Below are 16713 nucleotides of genomic sequence, written 5' to 3' on the forward strand. Positions count from 1 at the left end.
GAAGCTGTTCACAGTTACAACAAAAGCCAATGTGCAGTGTATCACAAAGCTGAAATTTGCAGCTAACCGGCAAGCAATTAAACGATCGTTTAAATTGGGTGTTGTATTTTTCCTTTTTTCGAAGCACACTGAGCAACAACTGGTCAAATGATGGCCTGAGCTGCCCTACTCCTAAGCAATAAGGATGCAAGCAATGATCTACCAAAATTCGATGATTCAGGTTGAGTTACTCGAGAATAATATCGCCCGCCTTTGCTTCAATGCCGAAGGATCGGTAAACAAATTCGACCGCGCCACCCTGACTTCTCTGGATGAGGCACTGGACGCCATCAAAGCAGAATCCAGCGTTAAGGCACTTCTGCTGACATCGGCCAAAGATGCCTTTATTGTCGGTGCCGACATCACTGAGTTCCTTGGGTTGTTCGCCCAGGAAGATGAAGTACTCTTGTCATGGTTGCAGCAAGCCAATGCGGTATTCAACAAGCTGGAAGACATGCCTTTCCCAACTGCTTCTGCTATCAATGGTTTTGCCCTGGGCGGTGGTTGCGAAACCATTTTGGCCACAGACTTCCGCATTGCCGACACCAGTGCCCGAATCGGCCTGCCGGAAACCAAGCTGGGGATCATCCCGGGATTCGGTGGCACAGTGCGCCTACCCAGAGTGATAGGTGCAGACAATGCACTGGAGTGGATCACCACAGGCAAAGACCAACGCCCGGAAGACGCTCTCAAAGTCGGCGCTGTAGACGCAGTAGTGGCTCCAGAGCAGCTCCAGGCCGCAGCACTACAGATGCTACAGGACTCGCTGGCTGGCAAACTTGACTGGCAGAGCCGCCGTCAACGTAAACAGTCGCCACTGACACTGCCCAAGCTGGAAGCCATGATGTCGTTCACCACAGCCAAGGGCATGGTGTTTTCCGTTGCCGGCAAGCACTATCCGGCACCAATGGCGGCGGTTAACGTTGTGGAAAAGGCAGCCGGTCTGGGGCGCGAAGAAGCCTTATTGGTAGAACATCAAGCCTTTATTCAACTGGCCAAAACAGATGTGGCCAAGGCGCTGATCGGCATCTTCCTCAATGACCAACTGGTCAAAGGCAAAGCCAAGAAGGCCGCCAAACAAGCCAAGAACATTGAACAAGCCGCGGTATTAGGCGCAGGCATTATGGGCGGCGGTATCGCCTACCAAAGTGCCAGCAAGGGTACGCCGATTGTGATGAAGGACATAGCGCAGAAGGCGCTGGATCTCGGCCTTAACGAAGCGGCCAAGCTACTGACGGCCCAGGTAGAGCGTGGTCGCTCCACCCCGGCCAAGATGGCCAAAGTGCTCAACAACATCACCCCATCGCTCGACTACAACGCCGTCAAAGACGCCAATATAGTAGTAGAAGCGGTAGTAGAACATCCCAAGGTTAAGGCGACTGTGCTGGCCGAAGTCGAGCAGCAGCTAGCTGCCGATGCCATCATAGCGTCCAACACCTCAACCATCTCGATTAACCTGCTTGCCAAGAGTCTGAAAGACCCTTCCCGCTTCTGCGGTATGCACTTCTTCAACCCCGTGCACAAGATGCCACTGGTGGAAGTGATCCGTGGCGAACACAGCTCGGAAGAAACCATCTCCTCTGTAGTGGCCTATGCCAGCAAGATGGGTAAGACGCCTATAGTGGTCAACGACTGCCCCGGCTTCTTCGTTAACCGGGTACTCTTCCCCTATTTCGCCGGTTTTAACGGCCTGCTGGCCGATGGTGCAGACTTTATCGCCGTCGACAAGGTGATGGAGAAACAGTTTGGTTGGCCTATGGGCCCGGCTTATCTGCTGGATGTAGTCGGTTTGGATACAGGCCATCACGCCCAGGCCGTCATGGCCGAAGGCTTCCCGGACCGTATGGGCAAAACAGGCAAAGACGCCATAGATATCATGTTTGGCCATGAACGCCTGGGGCAGAAAAACGGTAAAGGTTTCTACCAGTATTCTGTGGATAAGCGTGGTAAGCCGAAGAAAGACAAGGATCCTGTCAGCTACGAATTACTGCAGGCCGAATTCGGTGAACTCAAAGAGTTCAGTAGCGATGAAATCATCGCCCGCACCATGATCCCCATGATTATAGAAACCGTACGTTGCCTGGAAGAAGGCATAGTCGCCACCCCGGCCGAAGCCGACATGGGTCTGGTATATGGTCTTGGCTTCCCACCATTCAGAGGCGGTGTGTTCCGCTATCTGGATACCATGGGCGTTGCCAACTTTGTCGCCCTGGCTGACAAATACGCCCACTTGGGGGGACTCTACCAGGTGACCGATGGCATGCGTGAACTGGCAGCCAACAACGGTTCTTACTATCAGGCCTAATTTGCGGAAAGGATTTTAACCATGAAACAAGCAGTTATCGTAGATTGCATTCGTACACCCATGGGCCGTTCCAAGGCCGGTGTTTTTAGAAATGTTCGTGCAGAGACACTCTCTGCCGAGTTGATGAAAGCCCTGCTGGTACGTAATCCCCAGTTGGATCCCGGCACCATAGAAGACGTTATCTGGGGCTGTGTGCAGCAGACTCTGGAGCAAGGTTTCAATATCGCCCGTAATGCCTCTCTGCTCGCGGGTATCCCCAAGCAGGTTGGCGCAGTTACCGTAAACCGTCTCTGTGGCTCCTCCATGGAAGCTATTCACCAGGCTGCAAGGGCCATCATGACTGGCATGGGTGATACCTTCATCATTGGTGGTGTTGAACATATGGGTCATGTTCCCATGAGTCATGGGGTCGACTTCCACCCTGGCCTGGCAACCCGGGTTGCCAAAGCAGCCGGTATGATGGGACTGACGGCGGAAATGCTCGGTCGCATGCACGGTATCAGCCGTGAAATGCAGGATGAGTTTGCCGTTCGCTCGCACAAACGTGCGCATGCAGCCACAGTTGAAGGCCGTTTTGCCAGAGAGATCCAGGCTATCGAAGGCCATGATGCCAATGGTGCCTTGATCAAAATTGATTATGACGAAGTGATCCGCCCTGAAACCAGTATGGAATCACTGGCGGGCCTGCGTCCCGTGTTTGACCCAGCCAACGGCACTGTTACCGCTGGTACCTCTTCGGCCCTGTCCGATGGCGCATCTGCCATGCTGGTGATGGAAGAAGAGAAAGCCAAGGCGCTGGGACTGCCTATCAGAGCTCGTATCAAGTCGATGGCGGTTGCCGGTTGTGACCCATCAATCATGGGCTATGGCCCGGTTCCAGCTACACAAAAAGCACTGACTCGCGCAGGTCTCAGCATAGCGGATATCGATCTGGTTGAGCTGAATGAAGCCTTTGCCGCGCAGTCTCTGCCTTGCGTGAAAGATCTAGGTCTTATGGAGTTGGTCGATGAAAAGGTTAACCTCAATGGTGGTGCCATCGCTTTGGGTCACCCTCTGGGTTGCTCGGGAACCCGTATCTCCACCACTTTGATCAATCTGATGGAGAGTAAAGACGCGACTTTGGGTCTGGCAACCATGTGTATTGGTCTCGGCCAAGGTATTGCCACTGTATTTGAGCGTGTCTGAGTAAATATCGCCAAGGCTGAGGGCGTATAAAAACAGCCCCTTTCAAGCGAACTCAAACGAAAACCGCTGTCTGGTCAGTTAAAGCCAAGCAGCGGTTTTTTATTGCCGTCAAATACTCAAGATTCCCCCTCCTGATAGTTTGCTCTTAGTCCATTCTTCATCTTTACTTTCAGTAACTAATAACGGTGAAGAGAACATCATGCTCCAGACTGAACAGACACTGTTCGAGCAGATGCGGATCACTGAGCTGGAAATTGACTTCCGCAAATCCCTTTTTAATCTCGGCAGTCAGGACATCAAGGCTCTGCTTTCCTGCAAACCCATTATCGAACACAACATAGACAGGGTCGTAGACAGCTTTTATCAGTTACAGACCAGTGTTTCCGAAATAGCCCTTCTAATTGGCGACTCAGACACTCTCGCTCGGTTGCGTACGGCACAAAGAAGGTATGTTATTGATTTATTTAGTGGTGTTTATGACCTTGAGTATGTTAACAACCGTCTGCGTATCGGTTTGGTACATAAACGTATCGGTGTGGAACCCAAACTCTACTTGTCGGCGGTTCATACTCTAAAGTCGCTGCTCTACGAAGTATTGGCTACATCCATGACTAAGGAGCAAGAGTTTCAGGAAGTGAGAGTCGCCCTGGACAAGTTAATGTTGTTTGATGTGACCCTGGTATTCGATACCTACATTCGCAGCCTGGTTTCCGAAATAGAGAATGCCAAGTACAAGGCGGAGCAATACGCCCTCAGCATGGAGACCAAGGTAAAGCAGAGAACACAACAGTTGGAAGAGCTTTCGCGAACCGATCCCCTAACGGGGCTACTGAACGTGCGCCATCTGCAAGAAATAGCCACCAGAATCCTCCGAGCGGCACAAAGGAGAGCCGAGCCAGTCTCCGCCATCTATATGGATATAGATGATTTCAAGAACTTCAATGACACCCAAGGCCATAGACTAGGGGATGAAGTTCTCTGCACTGTCGCCAATGCGATAAAAAATACAGCCAGATTGGAGGACTGCTGCTTCCGTTATGGCGGAGATGAGTTCTGTATCATACTGCCCAACTGCCGCGAAGATCAGGCCAGAGAAATATTTATCGACCGACTCAGGCAGTATCTACAACAATCAATCAAAGAGGTTTCTCTTAGTGTCGGCATTGCCGAAACCGGTCCCTATGAATATATGGAGCCCATGGCATTAATCCATCTGGCCGACGAGCGCATGTATGCCTATAAGCGTTCCCGCAAGCAGAATTCTACTGCAGAAACCGGCGGGGATCCGGAGGCCGAAGATACAGTTAAGAGCGCAGAGTTGGATTAAGCACAAAACTATGTTCCACGTGGAACAATGCGGTAGAGCACAAAAAATAGCTGCCAACTTGGTTTGACCGCTGCCTTGGAGTAATATTAGCCACTTCTGTTGTTCTCGTTGTAAGAGGTTATATGAGTCAGGTCTTCGCCAGTGCCCAACATCAACTGGATGCTTTAGGTTTGAGGTGTCCGGAACCTGTCATGATGGTTCGTAAAAAAGTCCGTCATATGGCCGAAGGAGAAACGCTACTCATCATCGCCGATGATCCGGCTACCACCAGAGATATTCCCAGCTTTTGCCAGTTTATGGACCACACCTTGGTGGCCAGTCAAACGGATAACCTGCCTTATCAATATTTGATTAAGAAGGGCCTCTAATTAACTCACTCCATCAGGAAGGAACCTATGATTACCCTGCTCGCTATCGCCCATAAAAAGCAAAGAAACGCCCCGATGGATTTATTGCCTTATGCCGAAGTCAGTTTGGCTCAAGGTGTAGAGGGCGACGTTTTCGGTAAACCGGGAAAGCGTCAGGTGACGCTGTTGTCTCAACAACAGTGGCAACAAGCCTGTGCTCAATTGCAGACAGAGCTTCCCTGGACGAGCCGCAGAGCCAACTTGCTGCTGGATGGTCTGGAGTTTGCACCTGAGTTGGTGGGTAAATACCTGAAGATTGGTGAGCAACTGGTACTTGAACTTACCGGAGAAACTGACCCCTGCGGCAAAATGGAGCGAGCATACCCAGGGTTGGAAGCAGCATTAACTCCTGCTTGGCGTGGTGGCTGTACCGCCAAAGTGATCAATCCGGGGAAAATCAGGCCTCAGGACCCGGTTCAGTTACTCGATAGCTGGCCAAATCGCAACTTAGACTTATAAAACATGGAAAACCAATTGATACAGTATTGAGGTTTTACTGTTAACAAATTTGTGAGATAACAGACAGTCGGTAACCGATAACTAAAATAAGGCCGCTGTCATGTTGAGACCTAAACTAACCCCTCTGTACACAACTGTTTCATTGCTCTTTTCAGCTTCGGCATTCAGTGACGATCAAGCCCCCAAGTGGGACGTCAATGCCCCGCTGAATGCTCCTCTTGAACAAGCCAAAATTCAGGTATCTGAAGGTACCTGGATGAATCTGAGCCTGAGCCCGGATGGCAAATATCTGGTTTTTGATCTGCTGGGTGACATCTACCGAATTCCCGCTCAGGGCGGCGAAGCCAGACCTCTGGCACAAGGCATAGCCTGGCAGATGCAACCCGTCTACAGCCCAGATGGCAAATACATTGCCTTTACGTCGGATCAAGATGGCGGCGACAACATCTGGATAATGAATGCTGACGGCAGTAATCCGCGTCCGGTAACCAATGAAACATTCCGCCTGCTCAACAGCCCGGCCTGGAGTCCAGACTCCCAGTATCTGGTGGCGCGAAAGCACTTCACAGCCAGTCGCAGTCTAGGAGCCGGGGAAGTCTGGCTTTATCATATTGCCGGTGGCGAAGGAGTTAAACTCACCGAGCGGCCAAATGATCAGAAAGACTTGGGTGAACCCGCCTATTCCCCTGACGGCCGATATATCTACTTCAGCCAAGATGTCACCCCAGGCAAGACCTTTCACTACTCCAAAGACTCGGTCAAAGGCATATACAAGATAAAGCGCTACGATACCCAAACCGGGGATATCGAAGTGCTTATCGAAGGCACAGGTGGTGCTATCAGGCCTACTCCGAGCCCAGATGGTAAACAGTTGGCCTATATCAAACGCGACGGTTTTCAGTCAACCTTATACCTGTTGGATCTGGCTTCCGGTAAAGAGCAAAAGCTCTATGGCAACCTTGACAGAGACATGCAGGAAACCTGGGCGATACACGGTGTCTATCCCACTATGGCCTGGAGTCCAGATAGTGCAGAGATCTATTTCTGGGCAAAAGGCAAAATCCACAAACTCGAATTGGCTTCCAAGCAAACGGCAGAGATCCCATTCAATGTCACCACAGAGCTTGCTGTGCAACCGGTGGTGCGCTTTAAGCAGGATATAGATCAGCAACAACTGGATGTCAAAATGCTGCGCATGGCTCAGGTGTCGCCAGATGGAACCAAAGTCATCTACGAAGCTCTGGGAAAAATCTGGATAAAACAGCTGCCGGACGGCAAACCGAAACGCCTGACCCGTTTGGATGAACAGTTGGAAGAGTTATTCCCTCAATGGTCCCGTGACGGTAAACGAGTGGTGTTTACCACATGGAATGATCAGCAACAAGGCAGCGTTAGAACCATCAGTGCCCGAGGAGGAAAAACCACAACACTTACCCAAGAGCCAGGGAAATATATCGAGCCCACCTTCTCTCCCGATGGCAAACAGGTGGTGTTTCGTAAAATTGCGGGTGGCTATATTACCCCCAAAACCTGGAGTCAGGATCCCGGGCTCTACTTGGTTGACAGCAATGGTAAAGGACTAAAGAAACTCTCAGCTCAGGGCTTCCAACCACAGTTTGGTGCCGACAATGACAGAGTCTACTTTATGGAGAGTGGTGAAACGCCGCAGCTAGCCTCGATATCACTTACTGGTTTCGATAAGCGGGTACACTACACCAGCAAACACGCCACAGAATTCAGAGTATCCCCCGATGGTAAACAGCTCGCGTTTGCCGAGCGTTTCCGGGTTTGGGTCACCCCATTCGCCAAGCATGGTGAAACCGTTGATATCGGGCCTAAGGCGACTAATTTACCGGTAACACAACTCAGTACCCGCGCCGGTGAGAGTATCAGTTGGAGCGCCAACAGCGATCAACTCTATTGGACCCTTGGCCCAGAGCTCTATCAAGTGAGCCTGGATAACGACTATCAAGAGAAGAATGCTAAGGACAAGATCCAAATTACTGAGATTGGTTTTCAGACAGAGATGGATGTTCCACGTGGAACAATCGCTTTCGTCGGCGGAAAGATCATCACAATGGAGAATGATAGGGTCATAGATAAGGGTGTGGTGTTGGTGAAAGATAACCATATCCAAGCCGTGGGTGAAGCCGGCATGGCTATTCCGGATGATGCCATGCTAGTGGATATCTCAAGTAAGACACTGATGCCGGGTCTGTTTGACGCCCATGCCCATGGCGCTCAAGGAGAAAACGAAATCATCCCCCAGCAGAACTGGCAGCTATATGCCGGCTTGGCCTTGGGAGTTACCAGCATCCATGATCCCTCCAATGACACTACAGAAATTTTTGCTGCCAGCGAGCAACAAAAAGCCGGAAAGATTGTTGGCCCGCGGATCTTCTCTACCGGCACCATACTCTATGGTGCCAACTTACCTGGCTACACCAGCCACATAGACTCATTGGATGATGCCAAATTCCATCTCGAACGACTTAAAAAAGTCGGCGCTTTCAGCGTCAAGAGCTATAACCAACCCAGACGCAATCAGCGTCAACAAGTCATAGCCGCAGCCAGAGAACTGGAGATGATGGTGGTTCCTGAGGGAGGAAGCCTGCTGCAGCATAATCTCACCATGATTGCCGATGGCCACACCACAGTGGAACATTCACTGCCGGCTGCAGCAATCTACAACGATATTAAGCAGTTCTGGAGCCAAACCCAAGTGGGTTACACCCCCACTCTGGTAGTGGCCTATGGCGGCATTTCGGGTGAAAACTATTGGTACGACAAGACTGATGTCTGGGCTCATCCACGATTGTCAAAATATGTTCCAGCCGATCTGTTGCGGGCTCGCTCCATGAGAAGGCCTACCGCACCGGATGAACATTACAACCACTTCAATGTGGCCAGAGTCGCCAATGAGGTGAATCAATTGGGGATTCATCCCAACATTGGTGCCCATGGTCAGCGCGAAGGCTTGGCTGCTCATTGGGAGATGTGGATGTTTGCCCAGGGCGGTATGAGCAATATGGAAGTGCTGAAGACGGCAACGCTTTATCCCGCCAAGACCTTCGCTATGGACCATCAGCTTGGTTCGATAACGCCGGGCAAATTAGCCGACCTTATTGTTATCGACGGTAACCCACTGGAGGATATTAGGGTCACAGACAGGGTCACTCATACTATGGTCAATGGCAAACTCTATGATGCCGAAACCATGAATCAACTCAATGGTGATAAGAAGCAGCGTCAGCCCTTCTTCTTTGAAGAGATTTAAAAAAGATTACGCCCGACGTAAATACGGAAGGATGTTCCACGTGGAACATCCTTTTATTTTATAAGCAGTAGCAGTGCCAAAGATAACAGTAGGTAACTCACAAGCGCCGGCAACAGGAAACGGATGAGTGTAGGTGTGATGGCTTGTTTGCCAAAGCTGAGTCGCAGTAAAGTATCACCCACCCGAACGGCCCACAAGTTCACCAGCGCCAGAGTTGGCAATGTAAATAGCGCTCCAATAAACACACTTGCACCATCACTAAGCGTCAATAATCGACCCAAAGCAAATGCGATAAACATCCAGAATAGCATGCACAATGGCAGATAGATTATCGTCGCAAAGGGCCCAGGCCCCGGACCAGAACTGAACAGTAGCAGCAAAAAACGGCGACGCCGGGAAAATTTAATCATGGGGATAACAACAGCAATCCAACAGATGATCGTTGACCATGCCTACAGCCTGCATAAAGGCATAGCAAATCGTCGGGCCACAGAAGTTAAACCCCAGTTTTTTCAGCGCCTTGGACATAGCCTCCGACTCGGGTGTTTGAGCTGGAACCTGAGTCAGGGTTTCAAAGCGATTCATTTTGGGTATCCCGCCGACAAAACCCCAAAGAAATTCTGAAAAATCATTACCTTGTTCCACAAATGCCAGATATGCCTTGGCGTTTCGAACTATGGAATTCACCTTGGCTCGATTGCGCACTATCCCTGGGTCTTGTAGCAATTCCTCTATCTTGGCTTGGTCGAACCCGGCAATGACTCGGGGATCAAACCCGGCAAAGGCGCGTTCATAGTTGGCCTGCTTTTTGAGAATGGTCAGCCAAGATAAACCAGCCTGCTGACCATCGAGACAGAGCTTGGCAAACAGTTCTTTGGCATCGTAAACCGGCCTTCCCCATACCTTGTCGTGATATTCCTGATAGAGAGGATCATCAGTCACCCAGCCACAACGAACTATATCCATTACTCAAAATCCCTTAAATCGTTAAATCCGATAAAAAATAACCTACATAAGCCTATATCGACAAGGTATAATCGAAACCATTTTCTATTAATAGCTGACAGCAGTAGATATGACGACGAAACACGACGTGAAGACATTCCAGGGTTTTATCTTAACCCTGCAAGAATACTGGGCGCAGCAAGGTTGCGCCATAGTTCAACCCCTGGACATGGAGGTCGGTGCCGGCACCTTCCATCCACAAACCTTTTTGCGTTCATTGGGCCCAGAGCCGATGAGCAGCGCGTATGTCCAACCATCGCGCCGCCCTACCGACGGCCGCTATGGTGAAAACCCCAACCGTCTTCAGCACTACTATCAGTTTCAGGTCGTATTGAAACCTTCACCGGATAATATTCAGGAGCTGTACCTGGGCTCACTGCAGGCCCTGGGTGTAGACCCAAGTATCCATGATATCCGTTTCGTTGAAGACAACTGGGAATCACCTACCCTGGGTGCTTGGGGCCTGGGCTGGGAAGTTTGGCTCAACGGTATGGAAGTCAGCCAGTTCACCTATTTCCAACAGGTTGGTGGCCTCGAATGTAGCCCGGTAACCGGCGAAATCACCTATGGTCTAGAACGTCTTGCCATGTATATTCAGGGCGTAGACAGCGTCTATGATCTGGTGTGGACCGACGGCCCAATGGGAAGGATCACCTATGGTGACGTGTTCCACCAAAACGAAGTGGAGCAGTCAACCTACAACTTTGAACATGCCGATGTCGACTTCCTGTTCGGTCTGTTCGATCAGTGCGAAAAGACCTGTCAGCACCTGCTTTCACTGGAAAAACCTCTGCCTCTGCCCGCTTATGAGCAAGTCATGAAGGCCTCACACGCCTTCAACCTGCTCGATGCCCGTCACGCTATCTCTGTGACCGAGCGTCAGCGCTACATCCTGCGGGTGCGCACCATGGCCAAGGCGGTAGCCGAAGCTTATTACCAGGCGCGTGAAGCCCTGGGCTTCCCAATGTGCAAGTGAGGTAGAAACTAATGAATTTTGACAACTTACTCATAGAGATAGGTACCGAAGAGCTGCCACCAAAAGCCCTGCGCACTCTGGCAGAGTCTTTTGTAAACAACTTCAGTGAAGAGCTGGACAAGGCCGAACTCAGCTATAGCAAGGCACACTGGTATGCCGCTCCGCGCCGTTTAGCGCTCTACGTAGAGCAACTGGCCCTGGCACAACAGGATAAAGTGGTTGAGAAAAGAGGCCCAGCGGTCAGTTCAGCCTTTGATGCCGAAGGCAAGCCAACCAAGGCCGCTGAAGGCTGGGCCCGCGGCAATGGTATCAGCGTTGCCGAAGCCGAGCGTCTGGTGACAGACAAGGGGGAATGGCTGCTGCACCGCGCCAAGGTTGAAGGTGTGACCACTGAAAGCCTGATCCCGGCCATGGCCCAGCGCGCCCTGGACAAGCTGCCTATCCCCAAGCCTATGCGCTGGGGCAGCAACAAGACTCAATTTATTCGCCCCGTGCATACAGTTACCATGTTGTTGGGTGACAAGCTGGTTGCCGGTGAGCTGTTGGGTATCACCTCGGCACGTACCATTCGTGGTCACCGCTTTATGGGCGAAGCCAGCTTCGAGCTGGATCATGCCGACAACTACCTCAGCAGCTTGAAAGAGCGCGGCAAGGTGATTGCCGACTATCAGGCCAGAATGGATATCATCAAGACAGACGCCGAAAAAGCCGCTGCCGAGTTGGGTGGCCGTGCCGATATCGCCGACGAACTGCTTGAAGAAGTCGCCTCCTTGGTTGAATGGCCTGTGGTACTGACAGCGGCTTTCGAAGAGAAGTTTTTGCAGGTGCCCGCCGAGGCTCTGGTCTACACAATGAAAGGCGATCAGAAATACTTCCCGGTATTTGATGGCAACAATAAGCTGATGCCCAACTTCATCTTTGTGACCAATATTGAGTCCAAAGATCCGGCGCAAATCATAGCCGGGAATGAGAAAGTTGTCCGCCCTCGCCTGGCTGATGCCGAATTCTTCTTTAACACAGATAAAAAGCAATCACTCGAGTCCCGCATTGCCAGCCTGGAAACCGTGGTATTCCAGAAGCAATTGGGCACCCTTAAAGACAGAGTGGAGCGTATCTCCTGTGTGGCCGAAGCCATTGCGACCAAAATCGATGCCAACCAAGCCGATGCCAAGCGGGCCGGTCTGTTGTCCAAGGCCGATTTGATGACCAATATGGTTATGGAATTTACCGACACCCAAGGCACCATGGGCATGCATTACGCACGCCTCGAAGGGGAAACCGAAGCCGTTGCACTGGCATTGGAAGAACAGTATAAGCCCAAGTTCTCCGGTGATACTGTACCTACAGCGCCGGTATCCTGCGCCGTTGCACTGGCAGAGAAGCTGGATACCCTGACCGGGATATTCGGTATCGGCCAGGCTCCTAAAGGCGCTGCCGACCCCTTTGCCTTGCGCCGCGCGGCCATAGGTGTACTGCGGATCATTGTTGAGAACAAACTGCCACTGGATCTGTTCGAACTGATTGGCTGCGCCATCAAGGCTCACGGCAGCAACCTCAGCAATCAGCACTGCGCCGAAGAGGTGCTGGAATTTCTGATGGGCCGTTTCCGTGCCTGGTATCAGGATAAAGGCATCAGTACCGATGTGATTCTGGCGGTTCTGGCCCGTCGGCCGACTCGTCCGGCCGACTTTGACAGCCGTATCCAGGCCGTCAGCCATTTCCGCAGCCTGGAGCAAGCCGCCTCTCTGGCCGCAGCCAACAAGCGGGTTTCCAATATTCTCGCCAAGGTTGAAGGTGAATTACCAAGCGAAGTCGATACTGCCCTGCTGCAGGAAGATGCCGAGAAGGCCCTGAATCAAGTTCTGAGCTCACTTCAGCCACAACTTGAGCCCTTGTTTGCCAAAGGGGAATATCAACAGGGATTGACCCTGTTATCGACGCTGAAAGAGCCGGTAGATACCTTCTTTGAAGATGTGATGGTAATGGCCGACGATGAGGCGCTGCGCTGCAATCGTCTGGCACTGCTGAATCAGCTGCGGAATCAGTTCCTGCGAGTGGCCGATATATCACTGTTGCAGTGATGGCAGTTGCAGTGATGCCAAACAGCTAAAAAACGCGCCTTTCGGCGCGTTTTTTCATTTTATTTCAAGCAGTTTCTGATGCCACTGTTCAAACATTTCCCGGCTGATATTGGCTTCCTTCAACAAGGCATCCAGCAATTCCGGGGGCAACTTATCCTCTTCCACCAGCATAGAGCATTCACTGATCAGATTGGCTTGCCAAATCAGCTGGCTTAAACGATTTTCAGGCTTGGCACCGACATTGGCCAGAGGTTGCAGTACAATCTCAAATGCCTTGGGTAACTGCCAGCAACTCACCAGCAGGCGACTCAATGACAAAGAGCGCGCCGTCATCACCTGGCGGAACAGCCAGGACTTGGGCTGCTCGCCGGGGTCGGCCTGATTGAAAGCATCGAGCAACAGCTTGAAGATGGCTATCTTGCCAACATCGTGCAGCAGGCCCACCATAAAAGCAGTATCCGGTTCTTCGGTTTCCAGTTCTCCGGCCAGGAAAGCCACCTGTAGTGAATGGCGCCACAAATGGGCCCCAAAACGGCGAAAGTAGATGGGTTTGATATCTATCATCTCTTTCATCATGCAGGTAGTCACTATCCGTCTTAGTCTGTTGCTGCCCAGTTGAACCAGAGCCTGCTGGAGACTGGTTATCTGCCGCTCGCTGCGGCGAAAAGCCGCCGAGTTACAGATGCGGATCACCTCGGCACTCAATACGGGATCTTGCTGAATCAGTACCACTATATCCTGACTATCAAATTCTGGATCGCTGAGTTTGTTGTCCAACTCCAGTATTCGACCAGGGATCTGCAGTACAGAATCGGCAATCTGCTGCGGTGAGGCCAGTGCCTGCTCAATGTCGCTCATGACTCGCTTTTCGAGTTTATTGGCAACGCCACCGCTATTCTGGCTGCTGACGGAGAACAGTAAACTGTAAAACAGTGCAGTAGCATCGACGGCAGCCACCAGCTCGTCAGCCTCAGTCTCCCGCGAGCGGCTCAATGCTTGCTGCTCATGCTGGATATTGGGCGGGGCTTCGTTGAAGCTTTTTGGTCGCTCTACTTCAACGTTTTCCCTGACATTAAACAGTTTCCTGAAGATTCCTATCACTTGATTTCCTGCGCAATTATTCCACCCCAGATGGTTCAGTATAATCGCTATTTCCTAAAGTTAACGCGGTAAACACCCAATAAAAAAGGAAGGCCTGAGGCCTTCCTTTTAAAGATAACAAGCTGTTTGATTAAACGTCGAGGTTAGCCACGTTGAGGGCGTTGGCTTCGATAAAGTCGCGTCTTGGCTCAACCTGATCGCCCATCAGAGTGGTAAACAGCTGATCGGCCGCTATCGCATCTTCAATGGTGACCTGCAACATGCGGCGGCTCTCGGGATCCATGGTGGTTTCCCATAGCTGCTCTGGGTTCATTTCACCCAGTCCTTTATAGCGCTGGATATAGAGACCGCGCTTGGACTCAGCAATCAGCCAGTCAAGAGCTTCAACAAAACTGCTGACCTCTTTGACCCGCTCACCGCGTTTAACATAGCCGCCGTCTTCAATCAGATCACAGATCTGCTCACCCAGCTTGGCGATACGCTCATAATCGCTGGAATGGAAGAAGTCATAACCAAACAGATAATGGGTATCTATACCGTGTTTGCGCACAATGAGCTGCGGCAGATACACCTTACGCTCTGGATCCAGCACAGTTTCCATCTTGTAGATAACGCCGCCATTCTCTTCATCTTCAAGATCCTGCAGCAGGCCTTTGCACCAAGTGGTCATAGCGGCCTCATCGGCCAGCATTTCGGCTGTCACCCGTGGACGATACAGCATGCGGTTGGTCACATTGGTTGGGTAACGCTTTTCCAAGCGCTCAATGATGGCTTCCACTTCGCGATACTGATTAACCAGACGCTCCAGGCCTTCACCAGACATGGCCGGTGCATCCTTGGATGGATAGATGCAGCCGCCATCAAGAGCCTGAGTGGTCAAGTATTCAGTCAATGCCGGCTCATCTTTCAGATACTGCTCCTGCTTGCCTTTTTTCACTTTGAACAAAGGAGGCTGGGCAATATAAACAAAGCCACGCTCAATCAGCTCAGGCATCTGACGGAAGAAGAAGGTCAACAGCAGCGTACGAATGTGCGAGCCGTCGACGTCAGCATCCGTCATGATGATGATGTAGTGGTAACGGGTTTTTTCCGGATCATATTCATCACGGCCGATACCGCAGCCAAGGGCAGTGATAAGAGTCGCCACTTCCTGAGAAGACAGCATCTTGTCGAAGCGAGCCTTCTCTACGTTAAGAATTTTACCCTTGAGTGGCAAAATAGCCTGGTTCTTTCTGTTTCGGCCCTGTTTGGCACTACCGCCGGCCGAATCACCCTCCACTATGTAGATTTCAGAAAGACCAGGGTCTTTTTCCTGACAGTCCGCCAATTTACCCGGTAAACCACCCAAATCCAGGGCACCTTTACGACGGGTCATCTCGCGGGCTTTACGGGCCGCTTCACGGGCGCGGGCAGCGTCGATAATCTTGCCAACAATCATCTTGGCATCGGCTGGGTTTTCCAGCAGATAGTCATTCAGCTTCTCACCCATGGTCTGTTCCACGGCGCCTTTGACCTCACTGGAAACCAGCTTGTCTTTGGTCTGGGAGCTGAACTTGGGATCCGGAACCTTCACAGAAACCACTGCGGTCAGGCCTTCACGGGCATCATCACCTGTGGCGTTGGTCTTGCCCTTCTTGTTAAAGCCCTCATTCTCCATGTAGTTGTTCAGGTTACGGGTCAATGCCGCCCGGAAACCTGCCAGGTGAGTACCACCATCACGCTGGGGAATGTTGTTGGTAAAACAGAAAATGCTTTCCTGGAAACCGTCGTTCCACTGCATGGCCACTTCAACAGTGATGCCATCTTCCCGCTCTTGGGAGAAGTGGAATACATCCTTATTCACCGGAGTCTTGTTACGGTTCAGGTACTCTACGAAGGCCTTGATACCGCCCTCATAGTGGAAAAACTCATCTTTGTTGTCGCGCTCGTCAATAAGACGGATACCCACGCCTGAGTTCAGGAATGAAAGCTCGCGAATACGTTTGGCCAGCAGCTCATAATGAAACTCAGTATCAGTAAAGGTTTCATGGCTGGGCCAGAAACGAATTTCAGTACCTGTCTTGGTTGCTTCACCGATTTCCTTGATAGGCTCTTGCGGCTCACCGTGCTTGTAGAACTGCTCATAAACCTTGCCATCGCGGCGAATGGTCAACTGCAGCTTTTCCGACAGGGCGTTAACCACTGACACACCCACACCGTGCAAACCACCGGAAACTTTATAGGAGTTGTCGTCGAACTTACCGCCGGCGTGCAGCACTGTCATAATAACCTGGGCAGCCGATACCCCTTCTTCAGGGTGAATGGCGACCGGAATACCACGACCATCATCTTTGACAGATACAGAGCCATCAACATGGATGGTGATCACTATGTCACTGCAGTGGCCCGCCAAAGCTTCATCGATAGAGTTATCGACGACTTCGAATACCATGTGATGCAGACCCGTGCCATCGTCGGTATCACCAATATACATCCCAGGTCTTTTACGTACCGCATCAAGGCCCTTAAGGACCTTGATACTCGAAGAATCGTAACTGTTCTCTGACATATT

The 16713-nt window shown here is 51.3% G+C and carries 11 protein-coding genes; 8 read left to right on the forward strand and 3 right to left on the reverse strand.

Annotated elements, in window-relative coordinates; all coding sequences use genetic code 11:
• Positions 1–193: 193 nt before the first annotated feature.
• From fadB to N512_RS0115625, 6 genes are all read left to right on the forward strand, one after another.
• The gene (gene fadB / locus N512_RS0115600) at positions 194–2344 is read left to right on the forward strand and encodes a fatty acid oxidation complex subunit alpha FadB (protein WP_028780930.1); all 2151 of its coding nucleotides are present in this window, start codon (positions 194–196) and stop codon (positions 2342–2344) included.
• 21 nt (positions 2345–2365) lie between these two features.
• Positions 2366–3529: an acetyl-CoA C-acyltransferase FadA gene (gene fadA, locus N512_RS0115605; RefSeq protein WP_028780931.1), complete on the forward strand. Its 1164-nt coding sequence runs from the start codon at positions 2366–2368 to the stop codon at positions 3527–3529.
• A 199-nt stretch (positions 3530–3728) separates the two neighbouring features.
• Entirely contained in the window at positions 3729–4856 is a 1128-nt protein-coding gene (locus N512_RS0115610; protein WP_028780932.1) for a diguanylate cyclase domain-containing protein, read from the forward strand.
• Positions 4857–4978: 122 nt separating this feature from the next.
• Positions 4979–5224, forward strand: a complete 246-nt coding sequence (gene tusA / locus N512_RS0115615; protein WP_025011832.1) for a sulfurtransferase TusA — start codon at positions 4979–4981, stop codon at positions 5222–5224.
• A gap of 27 nt (positions 5225–5251) precedes the next feature.
• Positions 5252–5722, forward strand: a complete 471-nt coding sequence (locus tag N512_RS0115620; RefSeq protein WP_025011833.1) for an MOSC domain-containing protein — start codon at positions 5252–5254, stop codon at positions 5720–5722.
• A gap of 100 nt (positions 5723–5822) precedes the next feature.
• Positions 5823–8999: an amidohydrolase family protein gene (locus N512_RS0115625; RefSeq protein WP_028780933.1), complete on the forward strand. Its 3177-nt coding sequence runs from the start codon at positions 5823–5825 to the stop codon at positions 8997–8999.
• Between the two features lie 402 nt (positions 9000–9401).
• Here N512_RS0115625 and N512_RS0115635 read toward each other — a convergent pair whose 3' ends face one another.
• Positions 9402–9965, reverse strand: coding sequence for a DNA-3-methyladenine glycosylase I (locus N512_RS0115635; RefSeq protein ID WP_028780935.1), 564 nt, complete (start codon positions 9963–9965; stop codon positions 9402–9404).
• Positions 9966–10074: 109 nt separating this feature from the next.
• On the opposite strand from N512_RS0115635, the gene glyQ reads away from it, so the two are divergent.
• Positions 10075–10980, forward strand: a complete 906-nt coding sequence (gene glyQ, locus N512_RS0115640; protein WP_028780936.1) for a glycine--tRNA ligase subunit alpha — start codon at positions 10075–10077, stop codon at positions 10978–10980.
• Between the two features lie 11 nt (positions 10981–10991).
• Positions 10992–13061, forward strand: a complete 2070-nt coding sequence (gene glyS, locus N512_RS0115645; protein WP_028780937.1) for a glycine--tRNA ligase subunit beta — start codon at positions 10992–10994, stop codon at positions 13059–13061.
• Between the two features lie 54 nt (positions 13062–13115).
• Here the strand turns inward: glyS and N512_RS0115650 are convergent, their stop codons facing one another.
• Both N512_RS0115650 and gyrB read right to left on the reverse strand, forming a co-directional pair.
• Positions 13116–14162: an HDOD domain-containing protein gene (locus N512_RS0115650; protein WP_037475266.1), complete on the reverse strand. Its 1047-nt coding sequence runs from the start codon at positions 14160–14162 to the stop codon at positions 13116–13118.
• A 130-nt stretch (positions 14163–14292) separates the two neighbouring features.
• Positions 14293–16710, reverse strand: coding sequence for a DNA topoisomerase (ATP-hydrolyzing) subunit B (gyrB, locus tag N512_RS0115655; RefSeq protein WP_028780939.1), 2418 nt, complete (start codon positions 16708–16710; stop codon positions 14293–14295).
• Positions 16711–16713: the final 3 nt, after the last annotated feature.

The sequence above is a fragment of the Shewanella sp. 38A_GOM-205m genome, from assembly GCF_000518445.1.
Lineage (GTDB): Bacteria > Pseudomonadota > Gammaproteobacteria > Enterobacterales > Shewanellaceae > Shewanella > Shewanella algae.

What these genes read in the sequence shown, in the direction of transcription:
- fadB (WP_028780930.1), top strand. Translation starts at nt 194, where the DNA reads ATGATCTACCAAAATTCGATGATTCAGGTTGAGTTACTCGAGAATAAT.
- glyS (WP_028780937.1), top strand. Translation starts at nt 10,992, where the DNA reads ATGAATTTTGACAACTTACTCATAGAGATAGGTACCGAAGAGCTGCCA.
- tusA (WP_025011832.1), top strand. Translation starts at nt 4,979, where the DNA reads ATGAGTCAGGTCTTCGCCAGTGCCCAACATCAACTGGATGCTTTAGGT.
- fadA (WP_028780931.1), top strand. Translation starts at nt 2,366, where the DNA reads ATGAAACAAGCAGTTATCGTAGATTGCATTCGTACACCCATGGGCCGT.
- N512_RS0115625 (WP_028780933.1), top strand. Translation starts at nt 5,823, where the DNA reads ATGTTGAGACCTAAACTAACCCCTCTGTACACAACTGTTTCATTGCTC.
- N512_RS0115620 (WP_025011833.1), top strand. Translation starts at nt 5,252, where the DNA reads ATGATTACCCTGCTCGCTATCGCCCATAAAAAGCAAAGAAACGCCCCG.
- N512_RS0115635 (WP_028780935.1), bottom strand. Translation starts at nt 9,965, where the DNA reads ATGGATATAGTTCGTTGTGGCTGGGTGACTGATGATCCTCTCTATCAG.
- N512_RS0115610 (WP_028780932.1), top strand. Translation starts at nt 3,729, where the DNA reads ATGCTCCAGACTGAACAGACACTGTTCGAGCAGATGCGGATCACTGAG.
- glyQ (WP_028780936.1), top strand. Translation starts at nt 10,075, where the DNA reads ATGACGACGAAACACGACGTGAAGACATTCCAGGGTTTTATCTTAACC.
- gyrB (WP_028780939.1), bottom strand. Translation starts at nt 16,710, where the DNA reads ATGTCAGAGAACAGTTACGATTCTTCGAGTATCAAGGTCCTTAAGGGC.